Origin of the sequence: Rahnella sp. JUb53 (assembly GCF_004346065.1) — a bacterium.
In the GTDB taxonomy this organism is placed as follows: domain Bacteria; phylum Pseudomonadota; class Gammaproteobacteria; order Enterobacterales; family Enterobacteriaceae; genus Rahnella; species Rahnella variigena.
This window is the reverse complement of record NZ_SLYT01000005.1, coordinates 109,877-135,983: the sequence shown is the minus strand read 5'-3', so window position 1 is coordinate 135,983 and position 26,107 is coordinate 109,877. Positions and strand designations below refer to the sequence as shown.

Below are 26,107 nucleotides of genomic sequence, written 5' to 3'. Positions count from 1 at the left end.
TCAAATTCCATTCAGTAAAAAATCAAACGCATTTTTCACTTCATAGATTTCCCCGTCGAGCTGCCTGATCTGATCGCCAATTTCTTGTGACTTAACGCCCCCCAGCATATGCGTCATTGCCACATACTGCTCTTGCTCAATCTTAAGCAAAGGACAAAGTTTTTTTGGCGGAAAGTCTATTAATTCGAGCAGTGGCACCAACGGAATCATTACCGTATTACCGAACCCACTCGCAGCCGAATGATGGATATTCAGCAAAAAAGGATACGCTACCTTTCCGTCTCCTTTGTTTTCATAAACAGCATATTGCTCCATCAAAATGCACGCTGATAATCAGAAAACGAACCATGTTCTTCGACGTATTTATTTATCGCCTCAATTCCTTTTTGATTTTCACGCCTCCATTTCTGCGCAGGTGTTTCGGGTATTAACGTAACAGGTAAATCATTGAATTCACGATTGCGTGCTTCTGACATACAAAGTCCTTTTGTAATTAATGTTTAAAAATACATCCGACAACCAGAGTGTAATTTGTACTGTTCATCCCGTAAATCCCCCTCTTTCATTCCTGCGGGACGCATTCCAACTCTTCATTTTCCTGCAATCTGACCTTCACCCAATTGTCATTTAGCACGCCCAAGATGATGCCAACGCCACACTGAGGTTTGCATCATGACCCTTTCAGAACGCTTTCAACTTTTCTCTGCCACTGCCCGTTTGTCCCGTGCGAGGTATTCATTGTGATGAACTTATCTAGACATCCGACCAGTCACACCACGGTGTATCAGCAAATCGCTGCCGAACTGGAACAGGAACTGCGTAACGGTTACCGCTGCGGCGATTATCTGCCGCCGGAACAACAGCTTGCCGAACGTTTTCAGGTGAACCGCCATACGCTGCGCCGTGCGGTGGATGAGCTGGTCGATCGCGGCTGGCTGCAACGCCGTCAGGGTATTGGCACGCTGGTGCTGATGCGTCCTTACGATTATCCGCTACATTCGCAGGCACGTTTCAGTCAGAACCTGCTGGATCAGGGCAGCCATCCGACCAGCGAACGTCTGCTGGCGGTGCTGCGTCCGGCCACCGATCACGTCGCGGCGGCGCTGTCGCGTCAGGAAGGCGACACCGTTATTCATCTGCGTACCCTGCGCCGCGTGAACGGCGTGCCGGTCTGCGTGATTGATCACTATCTGCCCGATCTCGACTGGTGGCCTGCATTGCAAAACTTCCATAACGGCTCGCTGCACGATTTTATCCGCGAAGAGATTAAGCAAAAACTCAGCCGCCGTACCACCCGCATTAATGCCCGCCGCGCGCTGGCAAAAGAGAGCAAATTACTCGAAATCGTCCCGCAGGCACCGCTGCTGTGTGTCCGCACCCTGAACATTTGTGAAGGCAGCGATTCGGTGGCGGAATATTCCGTCAGCCTGACGCGTGCCGACATGATCGAACTGACCATGGAGCACTGAATGGATCACCTGCAAACCCGCCAGCGCTGGATGTCGGTGCTGGCTCACAGCCGTCCCGATGAGCTGCTCGCCCACTGGCAACCGCTGAATTTATCTCCGCAATTTGAACGACTCCGCGCTGCTGAAACCGGTCTGACCCAGCTTCAGGGGCGCATGGGCGGCACAGGCAAACGTTTTGTGATGGGCGATATGACCGTCACCCGCGCCGTCATTCAGTTAGACGGCGGTGTCTACGGCTACAGCTACGTCAGCGGGCGCAATAAGTCCCACGCCGAACTGTGCGCGGTCATTGACGCCTTGCTGCAAATGCAGGGCATGGACGAACTGCTGCACAAACGTGTGATAGCGCCGCTGGCTGCTCTGCAACAGGAACGCCGCCAGCAACGCGCCCGTGAAGTGGCTTCCAGCCGCGTCGATTTCTTTACCCTGGTTCGCGGAGAATAACTCATGTCACTTGTTGCCAGTTTTCAACATCCGGTTGCGGATGCGCAGTACAGTTTTCGTCGTATTCTCAAAGCGTTAAGCGAACCCGGCGTCAGCGTGCAGTTGCCAGCCATGCCCGGCTTCGGGGCGTTAGGTTCTGCCAGCGCCTGCGTGCTGCTGACGCTTATCGATAACGATACGCCGCTGTGGCTGAGCGCCTCGCTCAATGATGAAATTCTGCGTAAAAACCTGCGTTTTCATACCGGTGCGGTGCTCACCGATGACCCTTCTGCCGTCAGTTTTGCGCTTGCCGATCCGGCGCTCGACAGCGCCACGCTGCTGGCTTTCCCGTGCGGTGATGAGATGTCGCCGGAGCTGGCGACCAGCGTAATTGTGCAGCTGGAAAGTCTGACCGGCGGCACGCCGCTGCGTCTGCGCGGGCCGGGCATCGAGAGCAGCCGCATGATTTCCCCGCAGTTGCCTGATTCTGTTCGTGATTATCTGCTTAACCGCCCTCACCGTTTCCCGCTGGGTCTGGACTTTATGTTCACCTGCGGCGAAGAACTGATTGCCGTACCGCGCACCACGCGCGTGGAGGTGTGCTGATGTACGTCGCCGTTAAAGGGGGTGAGAAGGCGATTGCCGCCGCCCATCAGCTGCTGGCGCATGAGCGCCGCGGCAATACTGATGTGAATGAACTTGGCTGCGAACAGATTGAACAACAGCTGGGTTTAGCCGTTGACCGGGTGATGAGCGAAGGCGGAATTTACGACCGTGAGCTGGCCGCACTGGCGATCAAGCAATCCGGTGGCGATCTGGTCGAAGCGATTTTCCTGCTGCGCGCTTACCGCACTACGCTGCCACGTCTGGCGACCAGCGAGCCGCTGAATACCCAGGCGATGCGCCTCGAGCGCCGTATCTCCGCTATTTATAAAGACTTACCTGGCGGGCAGGTGCTCGGCCCGACTTACGATTACACCCACCGCCTACTGGATTTCGCGCTGCTGGCCGAAGGCGAAGCGCCGTTCACCCCGATAGCCGATGAACCACAGCCGGAAGATTGCGGCCATGTGTTTGATTTGCTGACGCAACAACAACTGGCGGTACAGGAAGAAGACGACGGTACCGAGCCGGAAGACATCACCCGAACGCCACCGGTATTTCCAGCGTCCCGTGCAGCACGTCTGCAACAGCTGGTGCGTGGCGACGAAGGTTTTCTGCTGTCACTGAGTTATTCCACCCAGCGCGGCTATGGCCGCACCCATCCGTTTGCCGGTGAAATCCGCACCGGCTGGCTCACCGTCGAGATCGTGCCGGAAGAGCTGGGTTTTGCCATCGATATCGGCGAGATCCTGCTGACTGAATGCGAAATGGTGAACGGTTTTGTTGCCCCTGAAGACAAGCCGCCGCACTTTACCCGTGGCTACGGGCTGGTGTTTGGCCGCGCCGAACGCAAGGCGATGTCGATGTCGCTGGTGGATCGCGCACTGCAAACCCGTGAATACAACGAGCAAATTAGCAGCCCGGCGCAGGACGAAGAATTTGTCTTGTCCCACGCCGATAACGTCGAAGCTGCCGGTTTTGTCTCGCATCTTAAATTGCCGCATTACGTCGATTTCCAGGCGGAGCTGGAGTTGTTAAAACGTCTGCGCGCTGCGAAAGAACAGGACTCAGCCAATGAACAATAATGCCGCCCAAACAATGACCGGCTACAACCACGGTTATCTCGACGAGCAGACTAAACGCATGATCCGCCGAGGGATCCTCAAAGCCGTGGCAATCCCCGGTTATCAGGTGCCGTTCGCCGGTCGCGAAATGCCGATGCCATACGGCTGGGGCACCGGCGGGATCCAGCTGACCGCCAGCGTGATCGGCACAACAGATGTGCTGAAAGTGATCGACCAGGGCGCGGATGACACCACCAATGCCGTGTCGATCCGTAAATTCTTCCAGAGTGTCGCCGGGGTGAAAACCACCGAAAAAACTGTGGAAGCCAGCCTGATCCAGACCCGTCACCGCATTCCGGAAACGCCGTTGCAGGAAGATCAGATCCTGATTTTCCAGGTGCCGATCCCTGAACCGCTGCGCTTTATCGAACCGCGAGAAACCGAAACCCGCAAAATGCACGCGCTGGAAGAATACGGCGTGATGCAGGTAAAGCTGTATGAAGACATCGCGCGCTTCGGCCATATCGCCACCACTTATGCGTACCCGGTGAAAGTGAATGACCGCTACGTGATGGATCCGTCGCCGATCCCGAAATTTGATAACCCGAAAATGAACATGATGCCCGCATTGCAGTTGTTCGGTGCCGGCCGCGAAAAACGCATTTATGCCCTGCCACCATTCACCAAAGTTGAGAGTCTGGATTTCGACGATCATCCGTTCACCGTTCAGCAATGGGATGAGCCGTGTGCGATTTGCGGATCGCACCACAGCTATCTCGATGAAGTGGTGCTCGACGATCAGGGCAACCGCATGTTCGTGTGCTCCGACACCGATTTTTGTGCTCAGCAGGTTGAGCAACAGGCTTCCAACGAGGTTAACCGCTGATGACCACTCCCTTAAATCTTGCCGCCGAACCGCTGCTGTCGGTGAATAACCTGACTCATCTTTATGCGCCGGGCAAAGGCTTTAGCGATGTGTCGTTCAATCTGTATCCGGGAGAAGTGCTGGGTATTGTCGGCGAATCCGGCTCGGGTAAAACCACCCTGTTGCAGTCGATTTCTGCCCGGCTCGCGCCCCAGGCAGGACAGGTCATCTACAACAATGGCCAGGCCGCCGCGCAGTCGCTTTACGACATGGCGGAAAGCGATCGCCGCCGTCTGTTGCGCACCGACTGGGGCGTGGTGCATCAGCATCCGATGGACGGTTTGCGCCGTCAGGTTTCTGCCGGCGGCAACATCGGCGAGCGCCTGATGGCAGTCGGAGAACGTCATTATGGCGATATACGCAAGAAGGCCGGTCAGTGGCTGGAAGATGTCGAAATTCCGGTTTCCCGTATCGATGACCTGCCGACTACATTTTCCGGCGGGATGCAGCAACGTCTGCAAATAGCCCGCAATCTGGTAACGCATCCGCGTCTGGTGTTTATGGATGAACCGACCGGCGGACTCGACGTTTCGGTTCAGGCACGTCTGCTGGATCTGCTGCGCACGCTGGTGGTGGAAATGCAGCTGGCGGTGGTGATTGTCACCCACGATTTGGGCGTCGCCCGCCTGCTGGCGCACCGTCTGCTGGTCATGAAACAGGGTCAGGTAGTGGAAAGTGGCTTAACCGACCGCGTGCTCGACGATCCGCATCATCCGTATACGCAACTGCTCGTTTCTTCCGTGCTTTCCTAACCTAATTTCAGAGAAAGAGTGACCAAAATGACGACGAAGCTCAGGGTCGAAAATCTCAGTAAAACTTTCGTTCTGCATAACCAGAACAGCGCCAGATTGCCGGTTTTCAGCAATGCCAGCCTGACCGTGAATGCCGGGGAATGCGTGGTGCTGCACGGCCATTCCGGCAGCGGAAAATCCACCCTTCTGCGTTCTTTATACGGCAACTATCTGCCGGACAGCGGCAAAATCTGGGTCGAGCATCAGGGCCAGCAGATTGATATGGTCAGCGCCGAAGCACGGGACATTCTGGCCGTTCGCCGCCATACGGTCGGCTGGGTCAGCCAGTTCCTGCGCGTCATTCCACGCATCAGCGCACTGAATCTGGTGATGCAGCCGCTGCTGGAACTGGGTGTGGATAAAGCACAAAGCGAAGCCCGCGCCAGTGCGTTGCTGCGCCATCTGAATGTTCCGGAACGTCTGTGGCATCTCGCGCCCTCGACGTTTTCCGGCGGCGAACAGCAGCGCGTGAATATCGCCCGCGGTTTTGTGGTCGATTATCCGGTGCTGTTGCTTGATGAACCGACCGCCTCGCTGGACGCTACCAACCGTGCCGCCGTCGTGACGCTGATTGAGCAGGCCAAAGCGCGCGGTGCGGCGGTGGTCGGGATTTTCCATGATGAAGATGTGCGCGAACGCGTTGCCGATCGCTTGTATGAAATGAGCCCGGAAACGGCGCCGGAGATGTCCGCATGATCATAAATAACGTCAAACTGGTGCTCGACGATCAGGTGGTTGAAGGTTCGCTTGAGATGCAAAACGGCGTGATCACCGCCTTTGCTGACAGCCGCAGTCAGCTGCCGCAGGCGCTGGATGCTCAGGGCGGCTGGCTGCTGCCGGGCTTTATCGAACTGCACACGGATAATCTGGATAAGTTTTTCACGCCGCGACCAAAAGTAGACTGGCCAGCGCATTCTGCCATGAGCAGCCACGATGCGCTGATGGTCGCCAGCGGGATCACTACCGTGCTGGACGCCGTCGCCGTCGGTGACGTACGCGACGGCGGACATCGTCTGGATAATCTGCAAAAGATGATCGACGCCATCGTCAACAGTCAGAACGCCGGGCTGAACCGCGCCGAGCACCGTCTGCATCTGCGCTGCGAACTGCCGCACGAAACCACGTTGCCGCTGTTTGAGAAGCTGATGGATACCTCGGTGCTGTCACTGGTTTCGCTGATGGACCATTCGCCGGGCCAGCGCCAGTTCGCTACGCCGCAGAAATACCGTGAGTATTATCAGGGCAAATACCACATGAACGACGAGCAAATGGACGATTTTCAGGAAGAGCAAATCGCCCTCTCCCGGCGCTGGGCGCAGCCAAACCGTGAAGCGATTGCTGCCCACTGCCGCGAGCGCCATATTTCGCTGGCCAGCCATGACGATGCCACCGCCGCCCACGTTGAAGAATCACGGGCGCTCGGCAGCGTGATTGCAGAGTTCCCGACCACCGAAGAGGCAGCACGCGCCTCGCACAACAGCGGTTTGCAGGTGCTGATGGGTGCACCGAATATCGTGCGCGGCGGTTCGCATTCCGGCAACGTGGCGGCGCACCATCTGGCTTCACTCGGCCTGCTGGATATTCTCTCTTCCGATTACTATCCCGCCAGCCTGCTCGACGCGGTTTTCCGGATTGCCAACGATGAGAGCAATGCGTTCAGTCTGCCGCAGGCGGTGAAACTGGTGACCCGCAATCCGGCTAACGCGCTGGGTCTGAAAGATCGCGGAGAAATCGCCGAAGGCAAACGCGCGGATCTGGTGCTGGCACGCGCACATAGCGATCACTACTTTGTGCAGAACGTCTGGCGTCAGGGCATTCAGGTGTTCTGAGGGGAGAAAGGATGAGTCGTTTACTCTATCTGATGGGTGCTTCGGGTTCTGGTAAAGACAGTCTGCTGGACGCGCTGCGTCAGCATTTACCCACCGATGTCGCCGTCGCGCATCGTTACATTACGCGCCCGGCGGATGCGGGTTCGGAAAACCATATTGCGCTGAGCGAAGCCGAATTTATTCAGCGTCGCCAGCACGGTTTATTCGCCATGGACTGGCATGCGCATCAGTGCCGGTACGCCGTGGGCATTGAGATAGACACCTGGATGCAGCTCGGTTGTCACGTAGTGGTCAACGGCTCGCGCGCGCATCTGGAAAAAGCCCGCCAGCGTTATGGTCAGCGGCTGGTACCGGTCTGTTTACAGGTTTCTGAAACCGTACTGAATGAACGCCTGACGCGTCGCGGACGTGAAGATACGGCGCAAATCGCCGGTCGTCTTCAACGTGCCAGAGAGTACGAAAACGCCCAGCCCGCCGGCTGCCACCGGCTGAATAATGACGGCGCGTTGCACGAAACTTTACAGCATCTGCTGGCCATTGTTGCCTTGCCGGTCAGCGCGTTTATTTATCCCGTCACTTCATCATGAGCGATTTTATGACAGATACCATTCATCCGTTTTCGCTGGCTGACGAGCAGGATTATTCGCGGCCAAAAATCGGTCAGCAGGTCGAGCTGAACCGTTCAACGCTGGGTCAGTATGTGCATATTGCGGACAACGCGATCATCGAAGAAACGCAGATCGGCGATTACTCGTATACCGCCGGCAACAATCAGATCTTCTGCGCGACGATCGGAAAATTTGTTTCGATCGCCACTTACGTGCGGATCAATCCCGGCAATCATCCGACCTATCAGCGCGTTGCCCAGCATCATTTCACCTATCGCAGTTCTGTTTACGGACTCGGTGAGGACGATCAGGAATTTTTCGACTGGCGGCGCGAGCATCATGTCACCGTGGGTAACGATGTGTGGATCGGCCATAATGCGGTGCTGATGCCCGGCGTTAAAGTCGGCAATGGCGCGGTGATCGGTACTTCTGCGGTGGTGACGAAAGATGTTGAGCCCTATTCGATCGTCGCGGGCGTGGCAGCGAAAAAGATCGGCATGCGCTTTGATGACAAGATGATCGGGCGGATCGAAGCCAGTCGCTGGTGGGACTGGGATCATGAAACGCTGAAAAAAAGGATGCCGGACTTCAGGGATCTGCACGTTTTTGCAGAAAAATATCTGTAGGGATCTGGCGTGATATTGAGTTGAAAGCAGTATGAGGAAAATTCGCGTTTTTTGCCTGATACCATATCACAAGGATCCGGCTCAGCGGATCACGCGAATTAAAGATCTTCGATACTGGCGGCGATCTCATCGGATTCCAGCACGGTGATGCCGCCTAATCCGGCATTAAATGCCTGCTCCTGCAACGCTTTCGCCACCACATCAGAATCAATCGCTTTCCATTTCCCCGGCAGCATTTTAAACAGCGGCGCACTGAGTTGCTCAAGAAGACGCGGCGGATGGCGCTTTCCGACTAATAACGAAGGCCTGACTAATGTCAGCAACGGCCATCCCTGCTGCATCAGCGCCAGCTCCATTTCGCCTTTGGTGCGGTTATAGAGAAAACGCGAACGGGCATCGGCGCCGTTAGCACTCACAGCCAGACAATGGCGTGCGCCCAGTTCGCGTGCCGCTTTGGCGCAATCCACCACCAGATCGTAATCCACCGCCCGGAATGCCTGCGCACTGCCCGCCTGTTTTCGCGTGGTGCCCAGACAGCAGAAAAGTAAATCAATCGGCTCATCGAGTGCGACCACCAGTGACGTGAGATTGTCGCCGAGCGGATTAAACAGCTTATTCCCTGGCAGCAGCGGACGACGGCTGGGTGCCACGATGCGGCTGACTCGTGGATCAAGTTGCAACAGACGTAAGAGCTCACGCCCGATCAGGCCACTTCCGCCCAGCAGAAGAACTTTTGCCATATCACTTCCTTTTAAAAAACGGCTTTCGCGCTGCGATTTTGAAACATGGATTCTGAAACACGGGTTCTGAAACATGAAAGCATGAACAGATATTTGAAGTGTTACCTGAATGTAAATATCACGCTATAAGACAGTTCCTGTTACTTTCGCAGACTCGGACGAATCCAGTTTGATCAGCCCGCCGCTGGCTTGTAGGCTTAGTAGTGTATGACGAAAACACATTCTCAGCAGGAGGAACCATGAGCAAGAAGATAGCGGTACTCATCACTGATGAATTTGAGGATTCAGAATTCACTTCACCCGCCGAGGCCTATAAAAAAGCTGGCCATCAGGTTATTACCATCGAAAACAAAGCGGGCAACGTGATCAAAGGCAAACAGGGCAAGGCGAAAGTCACCATTGATAAATCGATTGATGATGTCAACGTGGCTGACTTCGATGCGCTGTTGCTACCTGGCGGACATTCGCCGGATACCTTGCGCGGTGACGACAGATTTGTCGATTTCACCCGTGATTTTGCGAAAAGCGGCAAACCCATTTTCGCCATCTGCCACGGCCCGCAGTTACTGATCAGCGCCGATGTTATACGTGGCCGAAAACTCACAACGGTTAAACCGGTAGTCGTCGACGTTAAAAACGCCGGTGCAGAGTTTTACGATAAAGAAGTCGTGGTTGACGATAACACGCTGGTCACCAGCCGGACGCCGGACGATCTGCCCGCCTTTAACCGTGAATCACTGAAAATTCTGGCGGCATAAGCCTTGCGCCCCTTCTGCGGAAGGGGCGATTTCCCTTCAAACTTCCCTGTCCCACAGCAGTTTCTTGCCAAATCCCAGCGCGTTATCGGTCATTTTGATGTGATTCAGTTTCAGTCCCCAGACCGGCGCTTTCATGGCGATGGCGACCGGGAAATGCCTGCAATAAAGATGTCGCGCATGCGCTTCTTCTTCACCGCTAAGCACCGTGGCTTCGCCGCGATACTGAATGCCTTTAATCAGGGCAATGGTTTTCGGATGCGGAGCAATCGTGCCGACTATATGCGGTGATTTAGCCATCAGCGTACCGTGCAAAGTTTTCATTTCGGTCATGAAATACAACGTCATGCTTTCTGTATCCGTGACGTAAAAACAGTTCGCGCTCCACATCTCGCCGTCGGCAACGGCACACAGCGCCAGCACATGCTGTTTATTTAGAAACTTCAGAATATGTTTTAGGTCATCAGGGTTATTCATCACACGCGCCTTATTTTGGTTTATGTCAGTTTACCGCCCCATGTTGATGTTTTGCCTCACTCTGTTGTGCCTTTCAGATAAATAGTGTGCCTTTCAGGTAAACTGACACAAAATTTCCTGACACGCAGAGCTTATGTCCGCCCCATCCAACTGGTTTTTATACATGCTGAGAACCCCGACCGGGATGCTTTACACCGGCATAACGACCGACGTGACACGGCGTTTAGGCCAGCATCAGTGCGGAAAAGGGGCGAAATCGTTGCGTGGAAAAGGCGAGCTGACGCTGGCATTTCATTGTCCGGCTGGCGACCGTTCACTGGCATCGAAGCTGGAAATTAAAGTCAAAAAACTGAGCAAAGCGCAGAAAGAGTTGCTGGTGAGAAATGCACCGGAATGTCTGGAAAACTATCTGGGATTAACCGAAAGCGGAAAATAATAAAGGCCGGATATCCGGCCTTTATAGTATCTGAAAAGATTCAGAAACGATTGAACGCCGACGGGAAAACCACCTCTCCGCTGGCATCTTTCAGTGCGTCGTCTGATAAGGTGAACAGCTGGAAAGCCGTTTCCGTTTCCGGCCAGCGGCAATGCAGGTCATGAGCAGCAGCCGGTTTAAATCCAAAGCGCTGGTAATACGCCGGATCACCCAACACCACTACCGCGGCATAGCTGAACTCATTCAGGGAATCTAACCCTTCATAAACCAGTTTTTCACCCAGTCCCTGACCACGCAGAGATTCGTCGACTGCCAGCGGCGCGAGCCCGACCCAGTTGCGGTCTTCGCCCCGGATATCCACCGGGCAGAAAGCAACGTAACCGACTACGCCGCCTTCATCGTCGGTCGCTACAACGCCCAGCGTCAGCAGACCATCTTCGCGCAGTTCCTGCACCAGATCCGCTTCTGCACCCGTCGGGAATGAGGCGCGTAACAAACGGTCAATGCCCGCAGCATCTACCGGAATTTCAGTACGAATTAACATGGCTCAGCTACCGGAGCTTGCGGCTCACGGCCCTCTTGCAGACCCGCTTCGACAAAATCGGCCAGGCGCAGCAGGCCATTTTTCAGCAGCAGCGGCATAGTATCGAGATCGATAGAATCCATCAGATTCTTCACGTACAAGCCCAGTTCGGTATCACCCTCAATACGAAGACGGCGCTGGAAGAACAGCGTGTCCGGATCTTCTTTGCGGGCAGCGATCAGGATCAGATCGTTTGCATTACCGCTGAAGCTGACATCGGCTTCGCCACGTTCAGCGATCACCAGTTTGCTCTCCTGCACTGACATCAGCCAGGTCAGGCTGAGATCGCTGACCTCAATTTTCAACCAGCGGCCTTCAAGGAAATCCAGCTCTCCGTCGGCCAGCGCCTGACGAAGCTGCCAGCTCAGTACCTGTTGCAAAACCTGCCGTTGCAACGCAAAAGGCGTGAATTTCAAAGGCAGACTTAACAGGGATGGTCCCTGACGGACCACACGTGCACGTAGTTTTTGCAACACTGGCACTACTCCTTTCGGTAACTTTTCGGCAAGTTTTAAGGCAGTTATACCGCCTATTTTGACACATCGCCGGGAACGTTCAGCGGTCTACATCAATAAATACTGCAACAGAAAAACATCACGTACAACCTCCCCGGGCGTTGTATGCCTTCCAAAGCCGCAGAAACTGCCTCAAATCAAAATATTGCATCCATTGCTTCTCTAAAATAGTTCGCCAATCAAAGCCCTGACTGATGAATGAATGACGTCGGCAACTGGCTTTTCATCACCCACCAACCTCAGCTCTGGCTGGCCGGTTGCAGTAAGGAACGAGAATGGAGCTACTTTGCCCGGCAGGGAATTTACCTGCATTGAAAGCGGCGATCGATAATGGCGCAGACGCGGTGTATATCGGCCTGAAAGATGACACCAATGCACGCCATTTCGCCGGTCTGAATTTCACGGATAAAAAATTGCAGGAAGCCGCGGATTACGTTCACCGTCACCGCCGTAAACTGCATATCGCCATCAATACGTTTGCGCATCCTGATGGCTATCAGCGCTGGGAACGCGCAGTGGATATGGCCGCACAGCTCGGCGCAGATGCACTAATCCTGGCCGATATCGCCATGCTCGATTACGCCGCGAATAAATATCCTCACGTTGAGCGCCATGTGTCGGTGCAGGCATCGGCCACCAACGACGAAGCCATCCGCTTTTATAAACGTAACTTTGATGTCGCCCGCGTTGTTTTGCCGCGCGTGCTTTCGATGCATCAGGTGCGTCAGCTTTCCCGTACCACTGTCGTGCCGCTGGAAGTCTTCGCCTTTGGCAGCTTGTGCATCATGGCCGAAGGCCGCTGCTATCTTTCTTCCTATCTGACCGGTGAATCGCCAAATACCGTGGGTGCCTGTTCACCGGCGCGGTTCGTGCGCTGGCAACAAACGGCTCAGGGCATGGAATCGCGTCTGAACGATGTGCTGATCGACCGTTATGACGAAGGTGAAAACGCCGGTTATCCGACTCTGTGCAAAGGGCGTTATCTGGTGGATGGCGCGAAATATCATGCGCTGGAAGAACCAACCAGTCTGAATACGCTGGAGTTATTGCCGGAGTTGTTCGCCGCCAATATTGCCTCCGTGAAAATTGAAGGACGTCAGCGCAGCCCGGCGTATGTCAGTCAGGTAGCCCGCGTATGGCGTGCGGCAATCGACCGCTGTATGGCGGATCCGCAAAACTTCAAAACCGATGACGCCTGGATGAAAACGCTGGGCTCCATGTCTGAAGGTACACAAACCACGCTCGGTGCTTATCACCGCAAGTGGCAGTAATCGAAGAGACGATGATGAAATATTCTTTAGGGGCCATTCTTTACTACTGGCCGAAAACGCAGGTTGAAGCGTTTTATCAGGCCGCAGCGGACAGCAGTGCAGATATCATTTATCTCGGTGAAAATGTCTGTACCAAACGCCGTGAGATGAAAGTGAATGACTGGATGGAGGTCGCGCGTCAGCTGGCCGCATCCGGTAAACAGGTGGTGATTTCCACGCTGGCCTTATTGCAGGCACCGTCCGAACTGAATGAACTGAAACGCTATGTAGAAAACGGCGAGTTTCTGCTGGAAGCTAACGATTTCGGCGCGGTGAACATGGCAGCCGAACGCAATCTGCCGTTTGTCGTCGGTCATGCGCTGAACTGCTACAACGCCGTCACGCTTAAAATCCTGCAAAAACAGGGCATGATGCGCTGGTGTATGCCGGTCGAGCTTTCACGCGACTGGCTGGTTAATCTGCTGAACCAGTGTGATGACCTGGGTATCCGCGATAAGTTTGAAGTGGAAGTGCTGTCGTACGGACATTTACCGCTGGCCTATTCGGCGCGCTGTTTCACGGCTCGTTCTGAAAACCGTGCGAAAGATGAATGCGAAACCTGCTGCATCAGTTATCCGCAGGGGCGCAAAATGCTGTCGCAGGAAAATCAGCAGGTGTTCGTGCTCAACGGCATTCAGACGCAGAGCGGTTACTGCTATAACCTCGGCAATGAACTGGTGTCGATGCAGGGATTAGTCGATATCGTGCGCCTGTCACCGGAAACCAAAGATACCCTCGCTACGCTGGAAGCGTTCCGTAACAATGAAAGCGGTTTGCTGCCACTGACACTCACCGATAACGCCGACTGTAACGGCTACTGGCAGCGCGTCGCCGGGCTGGAACTGCGCCCCTGACAGCGCCTGTTCAGTGAAAAGGGAGAAGACCTGGCGGTCATCTCCCTTTTTTTATCTCGAATTTCTGTGCTTCGGCCGGAACATCGCTCTGAGCCGGACGCCATCACGCAGCATCCCCACGGCAATGCCGATAAAGGTGTAAAACAGGCACAAGATCAGCAGCATCAGAATATCGCCGCCCACATCTTTAAACGGCAGCCCCATCTGATTGACGCCGGCAATGGCTTTGGTAGCCCAGGTTGAAGGCAGCATAGACGATACCCCCCTGACCCACGCAGGCATCGCCTGCAACGGCCAGATAGTGCCGGAAATATAAAAAACCGGTGTGGTAATAAAGGCCAGCGTCAGGTAAATCAGTTCGACGCTGCGCAGGCATTCCGTCACCAGTTTCCCGAGCCCCAGCACTGCCAGCAGGAACGGGAAGGTCAGCAGCAAAATTTCAGGAATGCTGGCCGTTTGCCGGTAACCCAGGATCCATGGCCACAGCACAAACAAGACGATCGACAGAAACAGCCAGACCGGGATCAGCGCCGAAATGCCGCCCAGAAACGCCGGTATCGCCGGTTTTCCGGAAGGTCCGCTGTTAAGCACAATGCTCACGCGCACGCTGGCGATCAATAATGAGTGCTGCAATAACATCACCAGCAGGCCGGGGAAAATAATTGCCGCAAAACTGATGCCGGGGTTAAACACATCCAGCGTCTGCCCGACAATCGGCGAAAGCACCACGCTGGCCTGCCGCTCACTGAAGCCGCTGCTCAGCAACAAATCCGTGTTGTATTGCGTGAGAATTGCCTGATACGCCGCCAGCACATCCTGTTGGATCTGCCCGTTCGCCAGCCGGTTAGTCGCATCGCCGTAAACCGGGATCACAATGTTCTGCCCTGCGAGGATCTTCTTCTCAAGATCGACCGGCATGATGATCACCGCGAAGAGCTTACGCAGCGCCAGATCGTGTTCGGCCTGCGCCAGGCTGTCGTAAGCCACCGTCGCGACTTTGGAAGTGGCGTCCAGCTGACGGGTCAGCATCCGGCTGGCGGTGCTGTGATCCTGATCGACCACCGCCACCGGCAAATCCCACACCGTGCGGTTCGCATAGACCAGGCTCATCACGCACAATGACAGCAGCAACATCATCCACATTGGCTTGTCGAGCAAACCGGTGAGCACTTTACGGAATGTCGTCCACCAGGTTTTAAACCATTCACGACGGGTCACTGGCCTGCCTCCTGTCGTTTAAGCCGCATGTAGAGGCGTCTGCGCACCAGCAGGCCGGTCAGCAGCGGATAAATGAGCAGGATGCAGCACACCATCAGAATACCGCGCACCGAGACTTCCCGCAGGAAAACGTCAAACATCGCGGCCAGTGCATAGCTGAGCGGCTCAATGCCGGAAATAATGCGCGCTGGCAGCGGCATCGACAGCACCGGTACCGCCATTCCGGAGAAAGTCAGCGCGATACTGACGAAAATCCCCATCATGGTGTAAGCGGTAATGGTGGTTTTGGTGAAGGTGAAAAGTAACAGCCCGAGGCTTTGCGCAGCGATCACATAGAAGAAGCCAATCACCACCATATACAAAGGATTGCCGCTGACGCGGGCGTCAAAGAATCCAACCAGCATCGCGATTTCCACCATCAGTAACGTGGTGAAACACAGCGTATACGGAGCAAGTTTGCCGAGCAGCGCCAGCGTAAATGACGGCGCACTGAGCAACGCCTGGCTGCGCGCCATCACGTAGATCATGCAGGTCACGGTAAACAGTTGCAGCAGGTGAATCGTCGCGGCGAATTGCTGGTAATAGATGTAACTGCCGCTGGCGTTAAACAGGCTGCCGTAGGATAAATCGACACTGGCCAGCGATGGCAGCGTTTTGCCGATTTCAGTCGCAATAATTGAACGGTAACTGGTATTCAGCTCGGTGATCAGCCCGCTGAAATCCTGCGTGGAATACAGACCGGCACCGTAAAACAACGCATTGTAATACAGCACCACGCTCGGCTGTTTTCCAGCCAGTACGTCGGCTTCAAAATCATTGGGAATATACAACAGCGCATAATCCTGCGCGGTACGCAGACGGTATTCCGCTTCCGGTAAACCGCCTTCGAACGCCTGCACATGCGCGTGTGAACCGGCGTCCAGTTTGCGGGTAAGCGTTTTGGATAATGAGCTGTGATCGTTATCGACCACAGACACCGGTAAATCCAGCAATGTGCCTTCGGAAAAGTTGCTGCTGATAAGACCAAACAGAAGCAAAGGGAAAATCCAGCACAGCCAGTGGATCACCGGTTTGCGAAAGGCGTGATTCACTTCACGGGTAAAAGAGCGGCTGAAACAGCGCCATGCGGCTTTTACCCTTTCACTGCGTGGCGCTTTGACCGGCTTCACTTCGCTTTCCATTGCCACAATGCACTCATGCCCTGACGCAGTCCGGGCACCGGTTTCGCAGGGTAAAGACGCACTTCAAAGGTTTTTAAATCGAAGTCACCCGTCGCGCGCGTGGCGCGTTTGGTCGCATAGTCTCCGAGCGGCGCGATATAGCGAACTTCGGCTTCGATCAACTGGTTATTCAGCGCGGGAACGCGCATCTGCACTTTGTCGCCTTTGCGCACGCCAGCCAGAATATCTTCACGCAGGTTAAAGACGAAATAGGCGTCTGGCAGACGGACCAATGTCAACAACGGACTGTTGGCACTCTCCAGTTCGCCGACTTCTACCGGGATCGGCCCCACTTCACCATCGACCGGCGCTTTAACCTGTAAGTCATCGGTCTGCGCTTTTACTTCCAGCAAGTCTTCTTCCGCCTGACGCAGCTGCGCGGCATAGCTTTCGCGCTGTTCCACGCGGTCGCCGTTTACGCCTTCATCAAGATTGGCTTTAGCGACCAGAACTTGTGCATATGCGCTGTCGCGGGCGCGGCGGGAATCTTCTAAATCAGAAGCTGAAATAAACCCTTTAGCCGCCACTTTGACATTGCGGTTGTAGAGATCGCGGGCGTTCACATATTCTGCCTGAGACTGCGCCAGGGTGGCTTTGAGGTTGCGGATACTTTCTTCACGGGTACCGTTAACCGAGAGATCGAGCTGCGCTTTTGCCTGATCGCGGGCAGCTTCGGCAGCGCGCAATTGCGCCATCATTTCCGGGCTGTCGAGAGTTATCAGCAATTGCCCGGCTTTTACATCGTCACCGCGTTCTACATGACGTTCAATCACGCGGCCTTTCGATTTCGACGCCACAATCACTTCCGGCGCATCGACTTCTCCCTGTAACAGTAAATCCTGATTGTGCGCACGAAACAGCACCGCCAGAGAAACCGCCGCCGCAACCAGCAACAGGGTCAATAATATTCGTTTACTCATCGGTGCTTCATCCTTTTTGTTTGCCTGTGTTTATCATCGGCTTTTGGTTCTCCATTCCATGATTGTCCTTTCCCGCCAACGCCCGTTCTTAAAGGCGCGTGTGCGCTTGTGTCAAATCATAGCGGGATGAACAAAGACTGTTTAACACAAAACAACATATTCATAGAAACTATAATTTAAGTTACTCAAATCGATTTTAAGGATGTTTTAACGGCAATTAAGGGCACAAATGCCGTATTCAATCAGTAGTTATTGGGTAATACTCGTTCTAATTATGAGCGGAGTGAATGCTTTCTCCGCACTTTCCTTTGATGAGTGAGCCGTGATTATGTCTGATAAAAACACCGTTCCCCTTTCCGTGCTCGATCTGGCGCCGGTTCCGCAAGGAGCCGATCCGGCCCGCGCGTTCCAGTGTTCCCTTGAACTGGCACAGCACGCTGAGAAGTGGGGCTACCAGCGTTACTGGATGGCAGAACATCACAACATGACCGGTATCGCCAGTGCCGCGACCTCCGTGCTGCTGGGTTATATCGCGGGCGGAACGAAAACGATCCGTGTGGGTTCCGGCGGTGTGATGCTGCCAAACCACTCCCCGCTGGTGATTGCTGAACAGTTCGGCACGCTCGCCACGCTGTATCCAAATCGTGTAGATCTGGGACTCGGCCGCGCGCCTGGAACAGACCAGCGCACCATGATTGCACTGCGCCGTCATCTTTCTGGTGAAATCGATAACTTCCCGCAGGATGTACAGGAATTGCAGATGTATTTCGGTGACGTTCAGCCGCAGCAGGCCGTACAGGCCGTGCCGGGACAAGGTTTGCATGTGCCACTCTGGTTACTCGGCTCCAGCCTTTACAGCGCGCAACTGGCGGCGGCTCTTGGCCTGCCATTTGCCTTCGCCTCACATTTTGCACCGGACATGCTGTATCAGGCACTGGCGATTTATCGCAGCAAATTCCAGGCTTCCGCTCAGCTTGAGAAGCCACACGCGATGGTGTGCATCAACGCGATTGCTGCGGATACTGATGAAGAAGCGCGGCGGATGTTTACCTCCAATCAGCAACAGTTCATCAATCTGCGACGCGGGATGCCGGGTAAACTCCCTGCGCCGGTCGATAACATCGAAAGCCTGTGGTCAGCTCAGGAGCGCTTTGGCGTGGATAATGCGCTGCGCATGTCAGTGGTCGGTAACAAAGAAACAGTGCGTCAGGGTCTGCAAAATATCCTGCGTGAAACCGAAGCCGATGAGCTGATGATCAACGGTCAGATTTTTGATCACCAGGCTCGTCTGCATTCGTTCGAAATTGTGTCTCAGTTGCAGGGCGGTCTGGTTAAAGAGCAGCGCATCAGCTGACCCTGATCCTCTTAGTAAATTGCAGACGAAAAAAAACCAGCCCGATGAAGGCTGGTTTTTTATTTTCTGACGTTAAGTCATCTGAAACTCAGCGAACTGGATTCAGATTATGCGTCAGTAGTACGACGTGGTGCGCGGCTTGGCGGACGACGGTCACCAGCTGCTGAAGAACCTTCACGACGATCACCGCTGAAAGAACGTGGAGCACCGTTACCACGGCCACCTTCACGACGTTCACCGTTGAAAGGACGCGGAGCACCGTTACCACGACGCTCACCGCCAGCACCGGCCGGGCGATCACGACGTGGAGCCTGTGGCACCGCATCACCGATCAGCTGCATGTTCATCGGTTTGTTCAGGATACGCGTACGGGTGAAGTGAGACAGGATCTCGCCCGGCATACCTTTAGGCAGTTCGATAGTTGAGTGCGTACCGAACAGCTTGATGTTACCGATGTAACGGCTGCTGATGTCGCCTTCGTTAGCGATAGCGCCAACGATGTGACGAACTTCAACACCATCATCACGACCCACTTCGATGCGATACAGTTCCATTTCGCCAGCGTCACGACGCTCACGACGTGGGCTGTCGCCATCACGTGCAGGACGGTCGTTGCTGCGAGCCGGACGGTCACGACGATCGCCACGATCACCGCGGTCGCCACGATCTTCGAATTCACGACGTGGTGGACGGCTTTTGAAGACCGGATCAGCTGCAACGATCAGAGGACGTTCGCCCTGTGCCATTTTCAGCAGTGCCGCAGCCAGTGTTTCGATGTCCAACTCTTCTGCAGGTTGCAGTTTAGCCAGCAGACCACGGTACTGATCCAGATCGCTGCTTTCCAGTTGCTGCTGAACTTTCGCTGCGAATTTAGCCAGACGACGTTCGCCCAGAACTTCTGCAGTTGGGATTTCAACTTCTGGAATGGTCAGCTTCATGGTGCGTTCAATGTTACGCAGCAGACGACGCTCACGGTTCTCAACGAACAGTAATGCGCGACCCGCACGGCCAGCACGACCGGTACGACCGATACGGTGAACGTAAGATTCTGAGTCCATCGGGATGTCGTAGTTAACCACCAGGCTGATACGTTCTACGTCGAGACCACGTGCTGCCACGTCGGTTGCGATCAGAATGTCCAGACGGCCATCTTTCAGACGTTCCAGAGTCTGCTCACGCAGCGCCTGGTTCATGTCACCGTTCAGTGCAGCGCTGCTGTAGCCGCTACGTTCCAGCGCTTCAGCCACTTCCAGTGTCGCGTTTTTGGTACGAACGAAGATAATCGCCGCATCAAAATCTTCTGCTTCAAGGAAACGCACCAGCGCTTCGTTTTTACGCAGACCGTAGACAGACCAGTAGCTCTGGCTGATGTCTGGACGGGTAGTCACGCTTGACTGGATACGTACTTCCTGAGGCTCTTTCATGAAGCGACGGGTAATACGACGGATAGCTTCTGGCATGGTTGCAGAGAACAACGCGGTCTGATGTTCAGCCGGGATCTGCGCCATGATAGTTTCGACGTCTTCGATGAAGCCCATACGCAGCATTTCATCAGCTTCGTCCAGCACCAGGCCGCTCAGGTTTGAGAGGTTCAGGGTACCGCGTTTCAGGTGGTCCAGCAGACGGCCCGGGGTACCCACAACAACTTGTGGTCCCTGACGCAGTGCGCGCAGCTGAACGTCATAGCGCTGGCCGCCGTAAAGGGCAACCACATTCACGCCATGCATGTGTTTAGAGAAATCAGTCATTGCTTCAGCAACCTGAACCGCCAGTTCGCGGGTCGGTGCCAGAACAAGAATTTGTGGTGCTTTCAGTGAAGCATCAATGTTATGCAACAGCGGTAAGGAGAATGCAGCTGTTTTACCGGAACCTGTCTGAGCCATGCCCAGAACGTCGCGGCCATTTAACAGGTGAGGAATACACTCAGCCTGGATTGGTGAAGGTTTTTCATAGCCCAAATCAGTCAGGGCAGAAATGATCGGAGCAGACAGCCCCAGGTCAGCAAAAGAGGTTTCAAGCTCAGTAGTCATGTACACGTGCCTCATTAATAATGGCAGCCAGTCTACATAACTCGTCGAGAAAATTTTCAGTCATTTTCATTGAAAAGTGTGAACCGGCTCAAATTAGATTATAAAACGAACAAAGCAACCCTCGCCCGTTAAGGCGCTTAAAAATGGTAAATACCATGATTAAAAAGGCTGATTGGTGTCGTCAGCTATTGCTGGTCCGATTCTGATAGGTCGTCTTGCTCATGGCCCAAAAGCGCCAATTCCAACAATGCATAGCGGTGCTCAACGAAGTTATGGACGTTGTTAGCTACCGTCAGTTTGAACAGTGCCGCGGCGCTGTTCTTGTCCCCCAGACTTAGGTAATGCTTACCTAAATAGAAGTCAGTTTCACTGAGATGCTCAGCGAGCGAAGTGTTATCCGTTGCTTCTGCCTTGAGGCGTTCCATCAGCGTAGATTCGCTGATTTTGCCCAAGTAGAATTCGACGATATTCCATCCCCATTGCCCTCTGTCCGCTTTGTCATAACGCTCCTGGAGCGCTACTTCGGCATTCTTCGGATTGATTTCTCGCTCCGCAAGATAAAGCCATAACGAACGGAAGGGATCATTTGGATCGTCTCGATAAAACGCCTGCAGATCATCCTGCGCTAACGAGAATCGGCCACCGTAATACAGGGCGATACCTCGGTTCAAACGCGCGTAGTTGTAAGTTGGATCAAGCTCTAGTACAGAATCAAACGCTTCATAGGCAGCATCGAAATTGCCTGCCTGCGTTAGGTAAATCCCCAGGTAGTTAAAAACTTCTGGCATATCAGGACGAATAGACAGCGCTTGTGAAAAATCATTTCGCGCCAGTGCTCTTAGCCCGAGACTATCATACAGCACACCGCGCTCATATAATAGCTGTGCTCTCTCATCATCGGTTAATGACCGGCTGGCAAGTATTTGTTCCATGCGTGCCAGGATGACTTCCTGCTGCAACGTCGGCTGCAACGGAATCGCCAGAACTTCGTTTTTACGCCAATCATGGTTGCTGCATCCTGCCAACATAAGTGCTGTCGCAACATAACACCAGCGCAAGAAAGGCTTCATTTCTACTCCCGGAGACAAACATTGGATGAACATCCTGTCATCCGCTTGCTTAACACAAACGCGTCCTGCGTCCGTGAGACGAACAGCTCCTCCCCATGTGGAAAGGAGCTGTAAAACTTCTGTTACAGATTATTCTGCTGCAGGTTGCTCAGTTGTTTCGTCCTGAGTAGGTGCGGTAGCTTCTTTGATGCTCAGACGCACACGACCTTGACGGTCAACTTCGAGAACTTTAACCGGAACTTCCTGGCCCATCTGCAGGTAATCAGTCACTTTCTCTACACGCTTGTCAGCGATTTGAGAGATGTGTACCAGACCTTCTTTACCGCCGCCGATGGCAACAAACGCACCAAAGTCTACGATACGGGTCACTTTACCCTGATAGATACGGCCAACTTCGATTTCAGCAGTGATCTCTTCGATACGACGGATAGCATATTTAGCTTTCTCGCCATCGGTAGCTGCGATTTTCACAGTACCGTCATCTTCGATTTCGATAGTGGTGCCGGTTTCTTCAGTCAGAGCACGGATCACAGAACCACCTTTACCGATCACGTCCTTGATTTTGTCCGGACTGATCTTGATGGTGTGAATACGTGGAGCAAACTGAGAGATATCGCCACGTGGTGTGCTGATAGCCTGTTCCATCACGCCCAGAATGTGCAGACGCGCACCCTTAGCCTGGTTCAGAGCCACCTGCATGATTTCGCGGGTGATACCTTCGATTTTAATGTCCATCTGCAGCGCGGTGATACCGTCGCGGCTACCGGCCACTTTAAAGTCCATGTCGCCCAGGTGATCTTCGTCACCCAGAATGTCGGACAGAACGATAAAGCTTTCGCCTTCTTTAACCAGACCCATTGCGATACCCGCAACAGCGGCTTTAATCGGCACGCCTGCATCCATCAGGGCCAGAGATGCGCCACAAACGGAAGCCATTGAAGATGAACCGTTAGATTCAGTGATTTCAGATACCACACGTACGGTGTACGGGAAGTCTTCTGGTTTTGGCATCATCGCCAGTACGCCACGTTTAGCAAGACGGCCATGACCAATCTCACGACGTTTTGGCGAACCTACCATACCGGTCTCACCAACAGAGTACGGAGGGAAGTTGTAGTGGAACAGGAAGCTGTCAGTCTTCTCGCCCATCAGCTCATCCAGGTTCTGTGCATCACGGGCAGTACCCAGTGTTGCAGTAACCAGTGCCTGAGTTTCACCACGGGTGAACAGCGCTGAACCGTGAGTACGTGGCAGAACACCAGTACGCACATCCAGACCACGGATCATGTCTTTTTCGCGGCCATCGATACGTGGCTCGCCACGCAGAACACGGCTACGAACCACGTTCTTCTCGATGCTGCCCAGAATGTCAGAGATTTCGCCAGCGTCCAGAGTTTCGTCTTCAGCTTGCAGAGCCTGAACAACGTCAGATTTGATGACGTTAATCTGGTTGTAACGCTCTTGTTTCTCGGTGATCAGGTACGCATCACCCAGACGGGATTCAGAAAGTGCAGCCACGCGAGCGTGCAGCTCAGCGTTAACCACTTCAGGCTGCCAGTCCCATTTTGGCTTACCGGCTTCAGCAACCAGTGAGTTGATGTTGTCGATAACGATTTGTTGTTGTTCGTGGCCGAATACGACCGCGCCCAGCATCTGATCTTCGCTCAGCACTTCAGCTTCAGATTCAACCATCAGAACCGCGCCCTGAGTACCGGCAACAACCAAGTCCAGACGGCTTGTTTTCAGCTCATCTGCGGTTGGGTTCAGAACGTACTGGTCGTTGATGTAACCAACGCGTGCAGCACCGATTGGGCCGTTGAATGGAATACCAGACAGGCTCAGGGCAGCAGACGCACCGATCATCGCAACGATGTCAGGGTTAACTTGTGGGTTCAGGGAAACCACAGTCGCGATAACCTGAACTTCATTCAGGAAGGAGTCCGGGAACAGAGGACGAATCGGACGGTCAATCAGACGTGAAGTCAGAGTTTCGCCTTCGCTTGGACGGCCTTCACGACGGAAGAAGCTACCCGGAATACGACCAGCAGCGTAAGTACGCTCCTGATAGTTAACAGTCAGCGGGAAGAAGCTCTGACCTGGTTTAGCTTTTTTCTGGCCAACAACGGTAACGAATACCGCAGTGTCGTCCATGCTAACCATAACAGCGGCAGTTGCCTGACGAGCCATCATGCCGGTTTCCAGCGTAACGGTGTGCTGGCCGTATTGGAATTTACGAATAGTCGGATTAAGCAATGTAATGTCCTTTTGTATGACGCGCAGCTGTTATGACAGCAGTTCACGCCGATCAATATCCGAGCTTCTCACTACATTCTCGCGACTAATGACAATCCTTATATACCTGGCAATGTGGTAATAAAGTCTCTCATTAGCCGCGCGAAAACATCTGTAACGGAAGTTCATGTACTTAGAATAACAACAGAAACAGCAGCCATACAGTACCCTGATTTGGCGTTGCTTCCTAGAATAAAGGGGCCTATTGGCCCCTTTACACTGAAACTCGCTTGATTAGCGACGCAGACCCAGACGTTCGATCAGGCTGGTGTAACGTGCTACATCTTTACGCTTCAGGTAGTCCAGCAGTTTACGACGCTGAGAAACCATACGCAGCAGACCACGACGGCTGTGGTGATCTTTTTTGTGCTCTGCAAAGTGACCTTGCAGATGGTTAATTTGAGCAGTCAGCAGAGCAACCTGAACTTCGGTAGAACCACTGTCGTTAGTGCCACGACCGAAGTCGGAAACGATTTGAGCTTTAGCTTCAACGCTTAGAGACATAATCTTACTCCAAAATATTATAGATAATTAAACGGGTGCCGATCTCTAATTCAGCAACCCAATGCATAAGCTGCGCTATTCTACCCTTTGCTATATGTGATCGCAAGGTGAGCAGAAAGCGCTTAATCCGTGTATTCGACGACCAGACGACGCGGCGCAATGCGGCCGTCATCATCAATTTCGCCCACACCGATAAACTTACGTTCTTCGCCTTCAGTGATGCGAACCATGCCACTGACCGGTGCGCCAGATGCCTGAACAGGTTGGCCCTGTTTAACATATCCGGCGACGACAGGGAGCAGGTTCACTTCCGGGAAGTCTTCACACGCGCTGTCCATAGGCAACAACAAAGGATCCAGCAGTAAGCGTGGCTCTATGCCCTGCTCTTCTGCCTGAGCGATCAGTTCATGGAGTTTTTCCATGGTGACCATACGCTCTGAAGGATAGGTTGCGACCTGCAAACGACGCAAATAAGTCACGTGCGCACCACAGCCCAATTTTTCGCCCAGATCATCCACAATCGTGCGGATATAAGTGCCTTTGGAACAGTGGATTTCTAATTCAACCTCGAAGCCTTCCCAGCGGATGAACTTGAGCTCATACACGGTAATGCTACGGGATTCTCGCGGAACTTCGATGCCCTGACGTGCGTACTCGTACAGTTTTTTCCCTTCATATTTCAATGCAGAATACATGGAAGGGATTTGCCGGGTTTCCCCGCGAAAACTGTCGAGAGCGTCGTCCAGTTGCTGCTGAGTGAAGGCCATTTCACGTTCAGAAATGATGGCACCTTCAGCATCTGACGTATCCGTGCGTTGTCCCATACGGGCAATCACGCGATAACGTTTGTCAGAATCGAGCAGGAAACGGGAAAACTTGGTCGCTTCGCCTAAGCACAGCGGCAACATGCCAGTGGCTAAAGGATCGAGCGCGCCGGTATGTCCTGCCCGGTTAGCGTTATAAAGGCGTTTAACCTTTTGCAGGGCATCGTTAGAAGACAAGCCTAAAGATTTGTCCAGTAGCAGAACACCGTGTATATCACGGCCGCGGCGACGTGGGCGACTCATTATGCTTCCTCGTCATCGCCTGCAGCTGAACGGCGTTCAGCATCGTTCTTCACGACGTTGGTCACCAGATTGGACATACGCATACCTTCAACCAAAGAGTTGTCGTAAGCGAAAGTCAGTTCTGGTACGACACGCAAACGCATCGCTTTACCGATCAGCGTACGGATGAAACCTGACGCGTCCTGCAAAGCTTTGATGCCATTCTTCACACGATCAGGATCGTGATTGTCAGTCGTCAGCACGTCCAGGAAGGTCACGAACACTTTGGCATAGGCCAGGTCACGTGAAACTTCAACGCCTGAAACGGTCGCCATGCCTACGCGCGGGTCTTTGACTTCACGCTGTAAGATGATGGCGATTTCTTTTTGCATCTCCTGAGAGACGCGCTGAGTACGGCTAAATTCTTTTGCCATGATGCTTTTCT

30 protein-coding genes are annotated in these 26,107 nt (G+C 53.8%); 15 read left to right on the top strand and 15 right to left on the bottom strand.

All coding sequences use genetic code 11. The annotated features are described in order from the left end of the window. Positions 1-315, bottom strand: a complete 315-nt coding sequence (locus EC840_RS13755) for a CcdB family protein (protein WP_132965739.1) — start codon at positions 313-315, stop codon at positions 1-3. Beyond that, entirely contained in the window at positions 315-476 is a 162-nt protein-coding gene (locus EC840_RS13750) for a type II toxin-antitoxin system CcdA family antitoxin (protein ID WP_129639315.1), read from the bottom strand. The genes EC840_RS13755 and EC840_RS13750 overlap by 1 nt, the downstream gene beginning before the upstream one ends. A 267-nt stretch (positions 477-743) precedes the next feature. On the opposite strand from EC840_RS13750, the gene phnF reads away from it, so the two are divergent. From phnF to EC840_RS13700, 10 genes are read left to right on the top strand one after another with little or no spacing between them, the layout of a single operon-like run. Beyond that, entirely contained in the window at positions 744-1,469 is a 726-nt protein-coding gene (gene phnF / locus EC840_RS13745; protein ID WP_120162382.1) for a phosphonate metabolism transcriptional regulator PhnF, read from the top strand. Beyond that, complete coding sequence (gene phnG, locus EC840_RS13740) at positions 1,470-1,913, top strand: phosphonate C-P lyase system protein PhnG (RefSeq protein WP_120162383.1); 444 nt, start codon at positions 1,470-1,472, stop codon at positions 1,911-1,913. Between the two features lie 3 nt (positions 1,914-1,916). Further along, complete coding sequence (gene phnH, locus EC840_RS13735; protein ID WP_132965737.1) at positions 1,917-2,498, top strand: phosphonate C-P lyase system protein PhnH; 582 nt, start codon at positions 1,917-1,919, stop codon at positions 2,496-2,498. Beyond that, positions 2,498-3,580 (top strand): carbon-phosphorus lyase complex subunit PhnI, encoded by a 1,083-nt coding sequence (locus EC840_RS13730; protein ID WP_132965735.1) that lies wholly within the window; start codon positions 2,498-2,500, stop codon positions 3,578-3,580. The genes phnH and EC840_RS13730 overlap by 1 nt, the downstream gene beginning before the upstream one ends. Further along, positions 3,570-4,445, top strand: coding sequence for an alpha-D-ribose 1-methylphosphonate 5-phosphate C-P-lyase PhnJ (locus tag EC840_RS13725; protein ID WP_112286771.1), 876 nt, complete (start codon positions 3,570-3,572; stop codon positions 4,443-4,445). Before EC840_RS13730 ends, EC840_RS13725 begins: the two co-directional genes overlap by 11 nt. Next, complete coding sequence (gene phnK, locus EC840_RS13720; RefSeq protein ID WP_132965733.1) at positions 4,445-5,236, top strand: phosphonate C-P lyase system protein PhnK; 792 nt, start codon at positions 4,445-4,447, stop codon at positions 5,234-5,236. The genes EC840_RS13725 and phnK overlap by 1 nt, the downstream gene beginning before the upstream one ends. A 27-nt stretch (positions 5,237-5,263) precedes the next feature. Further along, positions 5,264-5,971, top strand: coding sequence for a phosphonate C-P lyase system protein PhnL (gene phnL, locus EC840_RS13715; protein ID WP_112286773.1), 708 nt, complete (start codon positions 5,264-5,266; stop codon positions 5,969-5,971). Then, positions 5,968-7,104: an alpha-D-ribose 1-methylphosphonate 5-triphosphate diphosphatase gene (phnM, locus tag EC840_RS13710; RefSeq protein WP_129639319.1), complete on the top strand. Its 1,137-nt coding sequence runs from the start codon at positions 5,968-5,970 to the stop codon at positions 7,102-7,104. Before phnL ends, phnM begins: the two co-directional genes overlap by 4 nt. Positions 7,105-7,115: 11 nt before the next feature. Continuing rightward, positions 7,116-7,691 carry a ribose 1,5-bisphosphokinase gene (gene phnN, locus EC840_RS13705; protein ID WP_132965731.1) on the top strand — a complete coding sequence of 192 codons (576 nt, stop codon included), beginning with the start codon at positions 7,116-7,118 and terminating at the stop codon, positions 7,689-7,691. Between the two features lie 8 nt (positions 7,692-7,699). After that, positions 7,700-8,338, top strand: a complete 639-nt coding sequence (locus tag EC840_RS13700) for an acetyltransferase (protein ID WP_129639321.1) — start codon at positions 7,700-7,702, stop codon at positions 8,336-8,338. Positions 8,339-8,436: 98 nt separating this feature from the next. On the opposite strand, the gene EC840_RS13695 is transcribed toward EC840_RS13700, so the two are convergent. Continuing rightward, entirely contained in the window at positions 8,437-9,078 is a 642-nt protein-coding gene (locus tag EC840_RS13695) for a hypothetical protein (RefSeq protein ID WP_129639322.1), read from the bottom strand. A 239-nt stretch (positions 9,079-9,317) separates the two neighbouring features. Between EC840_RS13695 and EC840_RS13690 the strand changes: the two genes are divergently transcribed. Further along, a complete protein-coding gene (locus EC840_RS13690; protein ID WP_112286776.1) occupies positions 9,318-9,836 on the top strand; it encodes a type 1 glutamine amidotransferase domain-containing protein in 519 nt (172 codons plus the stop codon). 36 nt (positions 9,837-9,872) lie between these two features. Here the strand turns inward: EC840_RS13690 and EC840_RS13685 are convergent, their stop codons facing one another. Next, positions 9,873-10,310, bottom strand: coding sequence for a YhbP family protein (locus tag EC840_RS13685; RefSeq protein WP_112286777.1), 438 nt, complete (start codon positions 10,308-10,310; stop codon positions 9,873-9,875). 133 nt (positions 10,311-10,443) lie between these two features. Between EC840_RS13685 and EC840_RS13680 the strand changes: the two genes are divergently transcribed. Further along, on the top strand, positions 10,444-10,746 hold the full coding sequence (locus tag EC840_RS13680) for a GIY-YIG nuclease family protein (protein ID WP_113877119.1): 303 nt from the start codon (positions 10,444-10,446) through the stop codon (positions 10,744-10,746). A 40-nt stretch (positions 10,747-10,786) separates the two neighbouring features. Here the strand turns inward: EC840_RS13680 and EC840_RS13675 are convergent, their stop codons facing one another. Both EC840_RS13675 and EC840_RS13670 read right to left on the bottom strand, forming a co-directional pair. Then, positions 10,787-11,290 carry an N-acetyltransferase gene (locus EC840_RS13675; protein WP_113877118.1) on the bottom strand — a complete coding sequence of 168 codons (504 nt, stop codon included), beginning with the start codon at positions 11,288-11,290 and terminating at the stop codon, positions 10,787-10,789. Further along, positions 11,284-11,805: an SCP2 domain-containing protein gene (locus EC840_RS13670; protein WP_112286780.1), complete on the bottom strand. Its 522-nt coding sequence runs from the start codon at positions 11,803-11,805 to the stop codon at positions 11,284-11,286. The genes EC840_RS13675 and EC840_RS13670 overlap by 7 nt, the downstream gene beginning before the upstream one ends. Positions 11,806-12,119: 314 nt before the next feature. On the opposite strand from EC840_RS13670, the gene EC840_RS13665 reads away from it, so the two are divergent. Both EC840_RS13665 and EC840_RS13660 read left to right on the top strand, forming a co-directional pair. Then, the gene (locus tag EC840_RS13665; protein WP_112286781.1) at positions 12,120-13,115 is read left to right on the top strand and encodes a peptidase U32 family protein; all 996 of its coding nucleotides are present in this window, start codon (positions 12,120-12,122) and stop codon (positions 13,113-13,115) included. 14 nt (positions 13,116-13,129) lie between these two features. Next, complete coding sequence (locus EC840_RS13660; RefSeq protein WP_132965729.1) at positions 13,130-14,008, top strand: U32 family peptidase; 879 nt, start codon at positions 13,130-13,132, stop codon at positions 14,006-14,008. A 51-nt stretch (positions 14,009-14,059) separates the two neighbouring features. Here the strand turns inward: EC840_RS13660 and EC840_RS13655 are convergent, their stop codons facing one another. The 3 genes from EC840_RS13655 to EC840_RS13645 form a co-directional block, all read right to left on the bottom strand. Beyond that, positions 14,060-15,151 carry an ABC transporter permease gene (locus EC840_RS13655; RefSeq protein WP_181955576.1) on the bottom strand — a complete coding sequence of 364 codons (1,092 nt, stop codon included), beginning with the start codon at positions 15,149-15,151 and terminating at the stop codon, positions 14,060-14,062. Between the two features lie 71 nt (positions 15,152-15,222). Further along, positions 15,223-16,407, bottom strand: coding sequence for an ABC transporter permease (locus tag EC840_RS13650; protein ID WP_181955577.1), 1,185 nt, complete (start codon positions 16,405-16,407; stop codon positions 15,223-15,225). Beyond that, the gene (locus EC840_RS13645; protein ID WP_112286783.1) at positions 16,392-17,366 is read right to left on the bottom strand and encodes an efflux RND transporter periplasmic adaptor subunit; all 975 of its coding nucleotides are present in this window, start codon (positions 17,364-17,366) and stop codon (positions 16,392-16,394) included. Before EC840_RS13645 ends, EC840_RS13650 begins: the two co-directional genes overlap by 16 nt. Before the next feature lie 328 nt (positions 17,367-17,694). Between EC840_RS13645 and EC840_RS13640 the strand changes: the two genes are divergently transcribed. Further along, positions 17,695-18,720, top strand: a complete 1,026-nt coding sequence (locus EC840_RS13640) for a luciferase-like monooxygenase (RefSeq protein ID WP_132965726.1) — start codon at positions 17,695-17,697, stop codon at positions 18,718-18,720. 107 nt (positions 18,721-18,827) lie between these two features. Here the strand turns inward: EC840_RS13640 and EC840_RS13635 are convergent, their stop codons facing one another. The 6 genes from EC840_RS13635 to rbfA all read right to left on the bottom strand — a co-directional run bounded on the left by EC840_RS13635 (position 18,828) and on the right by rbfA (position 26,096). Beyond that, positions 18,828-20,750, bottom strand: coding sequence for a DEAD/DEAH family ATP-dependent RNA helicase (locus EC840_RS13635; protein WP_113877113.1), 1,923 nt, complete (start codon positions 20,748-20,750; stop codon positions 18,828-18,830). Positions 20,751-20,935: 185 nt separating this feature from the next. Next, positions 20,936-21,820: a lipoprotein NlpI gene (nlpI, locus tag EC840_RS13625; protein WP_112286786.1), complete on the bottom strand. Its 885-nt coding sequence runs from the start codon at positions 21,818-21,820 to the stop codon at positions 20,936-20,938. Positions 21,821-21,949: 129 nt separating this feature from the next. Further along, complete coding sequence (pnp, locus tag EC840_RS13620) at positions 21,950-24,073, bottom strand: polyribonucleotide nucleotidyltransferase (RefSeq protein ID WP_113877112.1); 2,124 nt, start codon at positions 24,071-24,073, stop codon at positions 21,950-21,952. A gap of 273 nt (positions 24,074-24,346) precedes the next feature. Next, on the bottom strand, positions 24,347-24,616 hold the full coding sequence (gene rpsO / locus EC840_RS13615; protein WP_014333706.1) for a 30S ribosomal protein S15: 270 nt from the start codon (positions 24,614-24,616) through the stop codon (positions 24,347-24,349). 122 nt (positions 24,617-24,738) lie between these two features. Next, a complete protein-coding gene (gene truB / locus EC840_RS13610; protein WP_132965724.1) occupies positions 24,739-25,683 on the bottom strand; it encodes a tRNA pseudouridine(55) synthase TruB in 945 nt (314 codons plus the stop codon). Continuing rightward, positions 25,683-26,096 (bottom strand): 30S ribosome-binding factor RbfA, encoded by a 414-nt coding sequence (rbfA, locus tag EC840_RS13605; RefSeq protein WP_014333704.1) that lies wholly within the window; start codon positions 26,094-26,096, stop codon positions 25,683-25,685. The genes truB and rbfA overlap by 1 nt, the downstream gene beginning before the upstream one ends. Between the last annotated feature and the right edge of the window lie 11 nt (positions 26,097-26,107).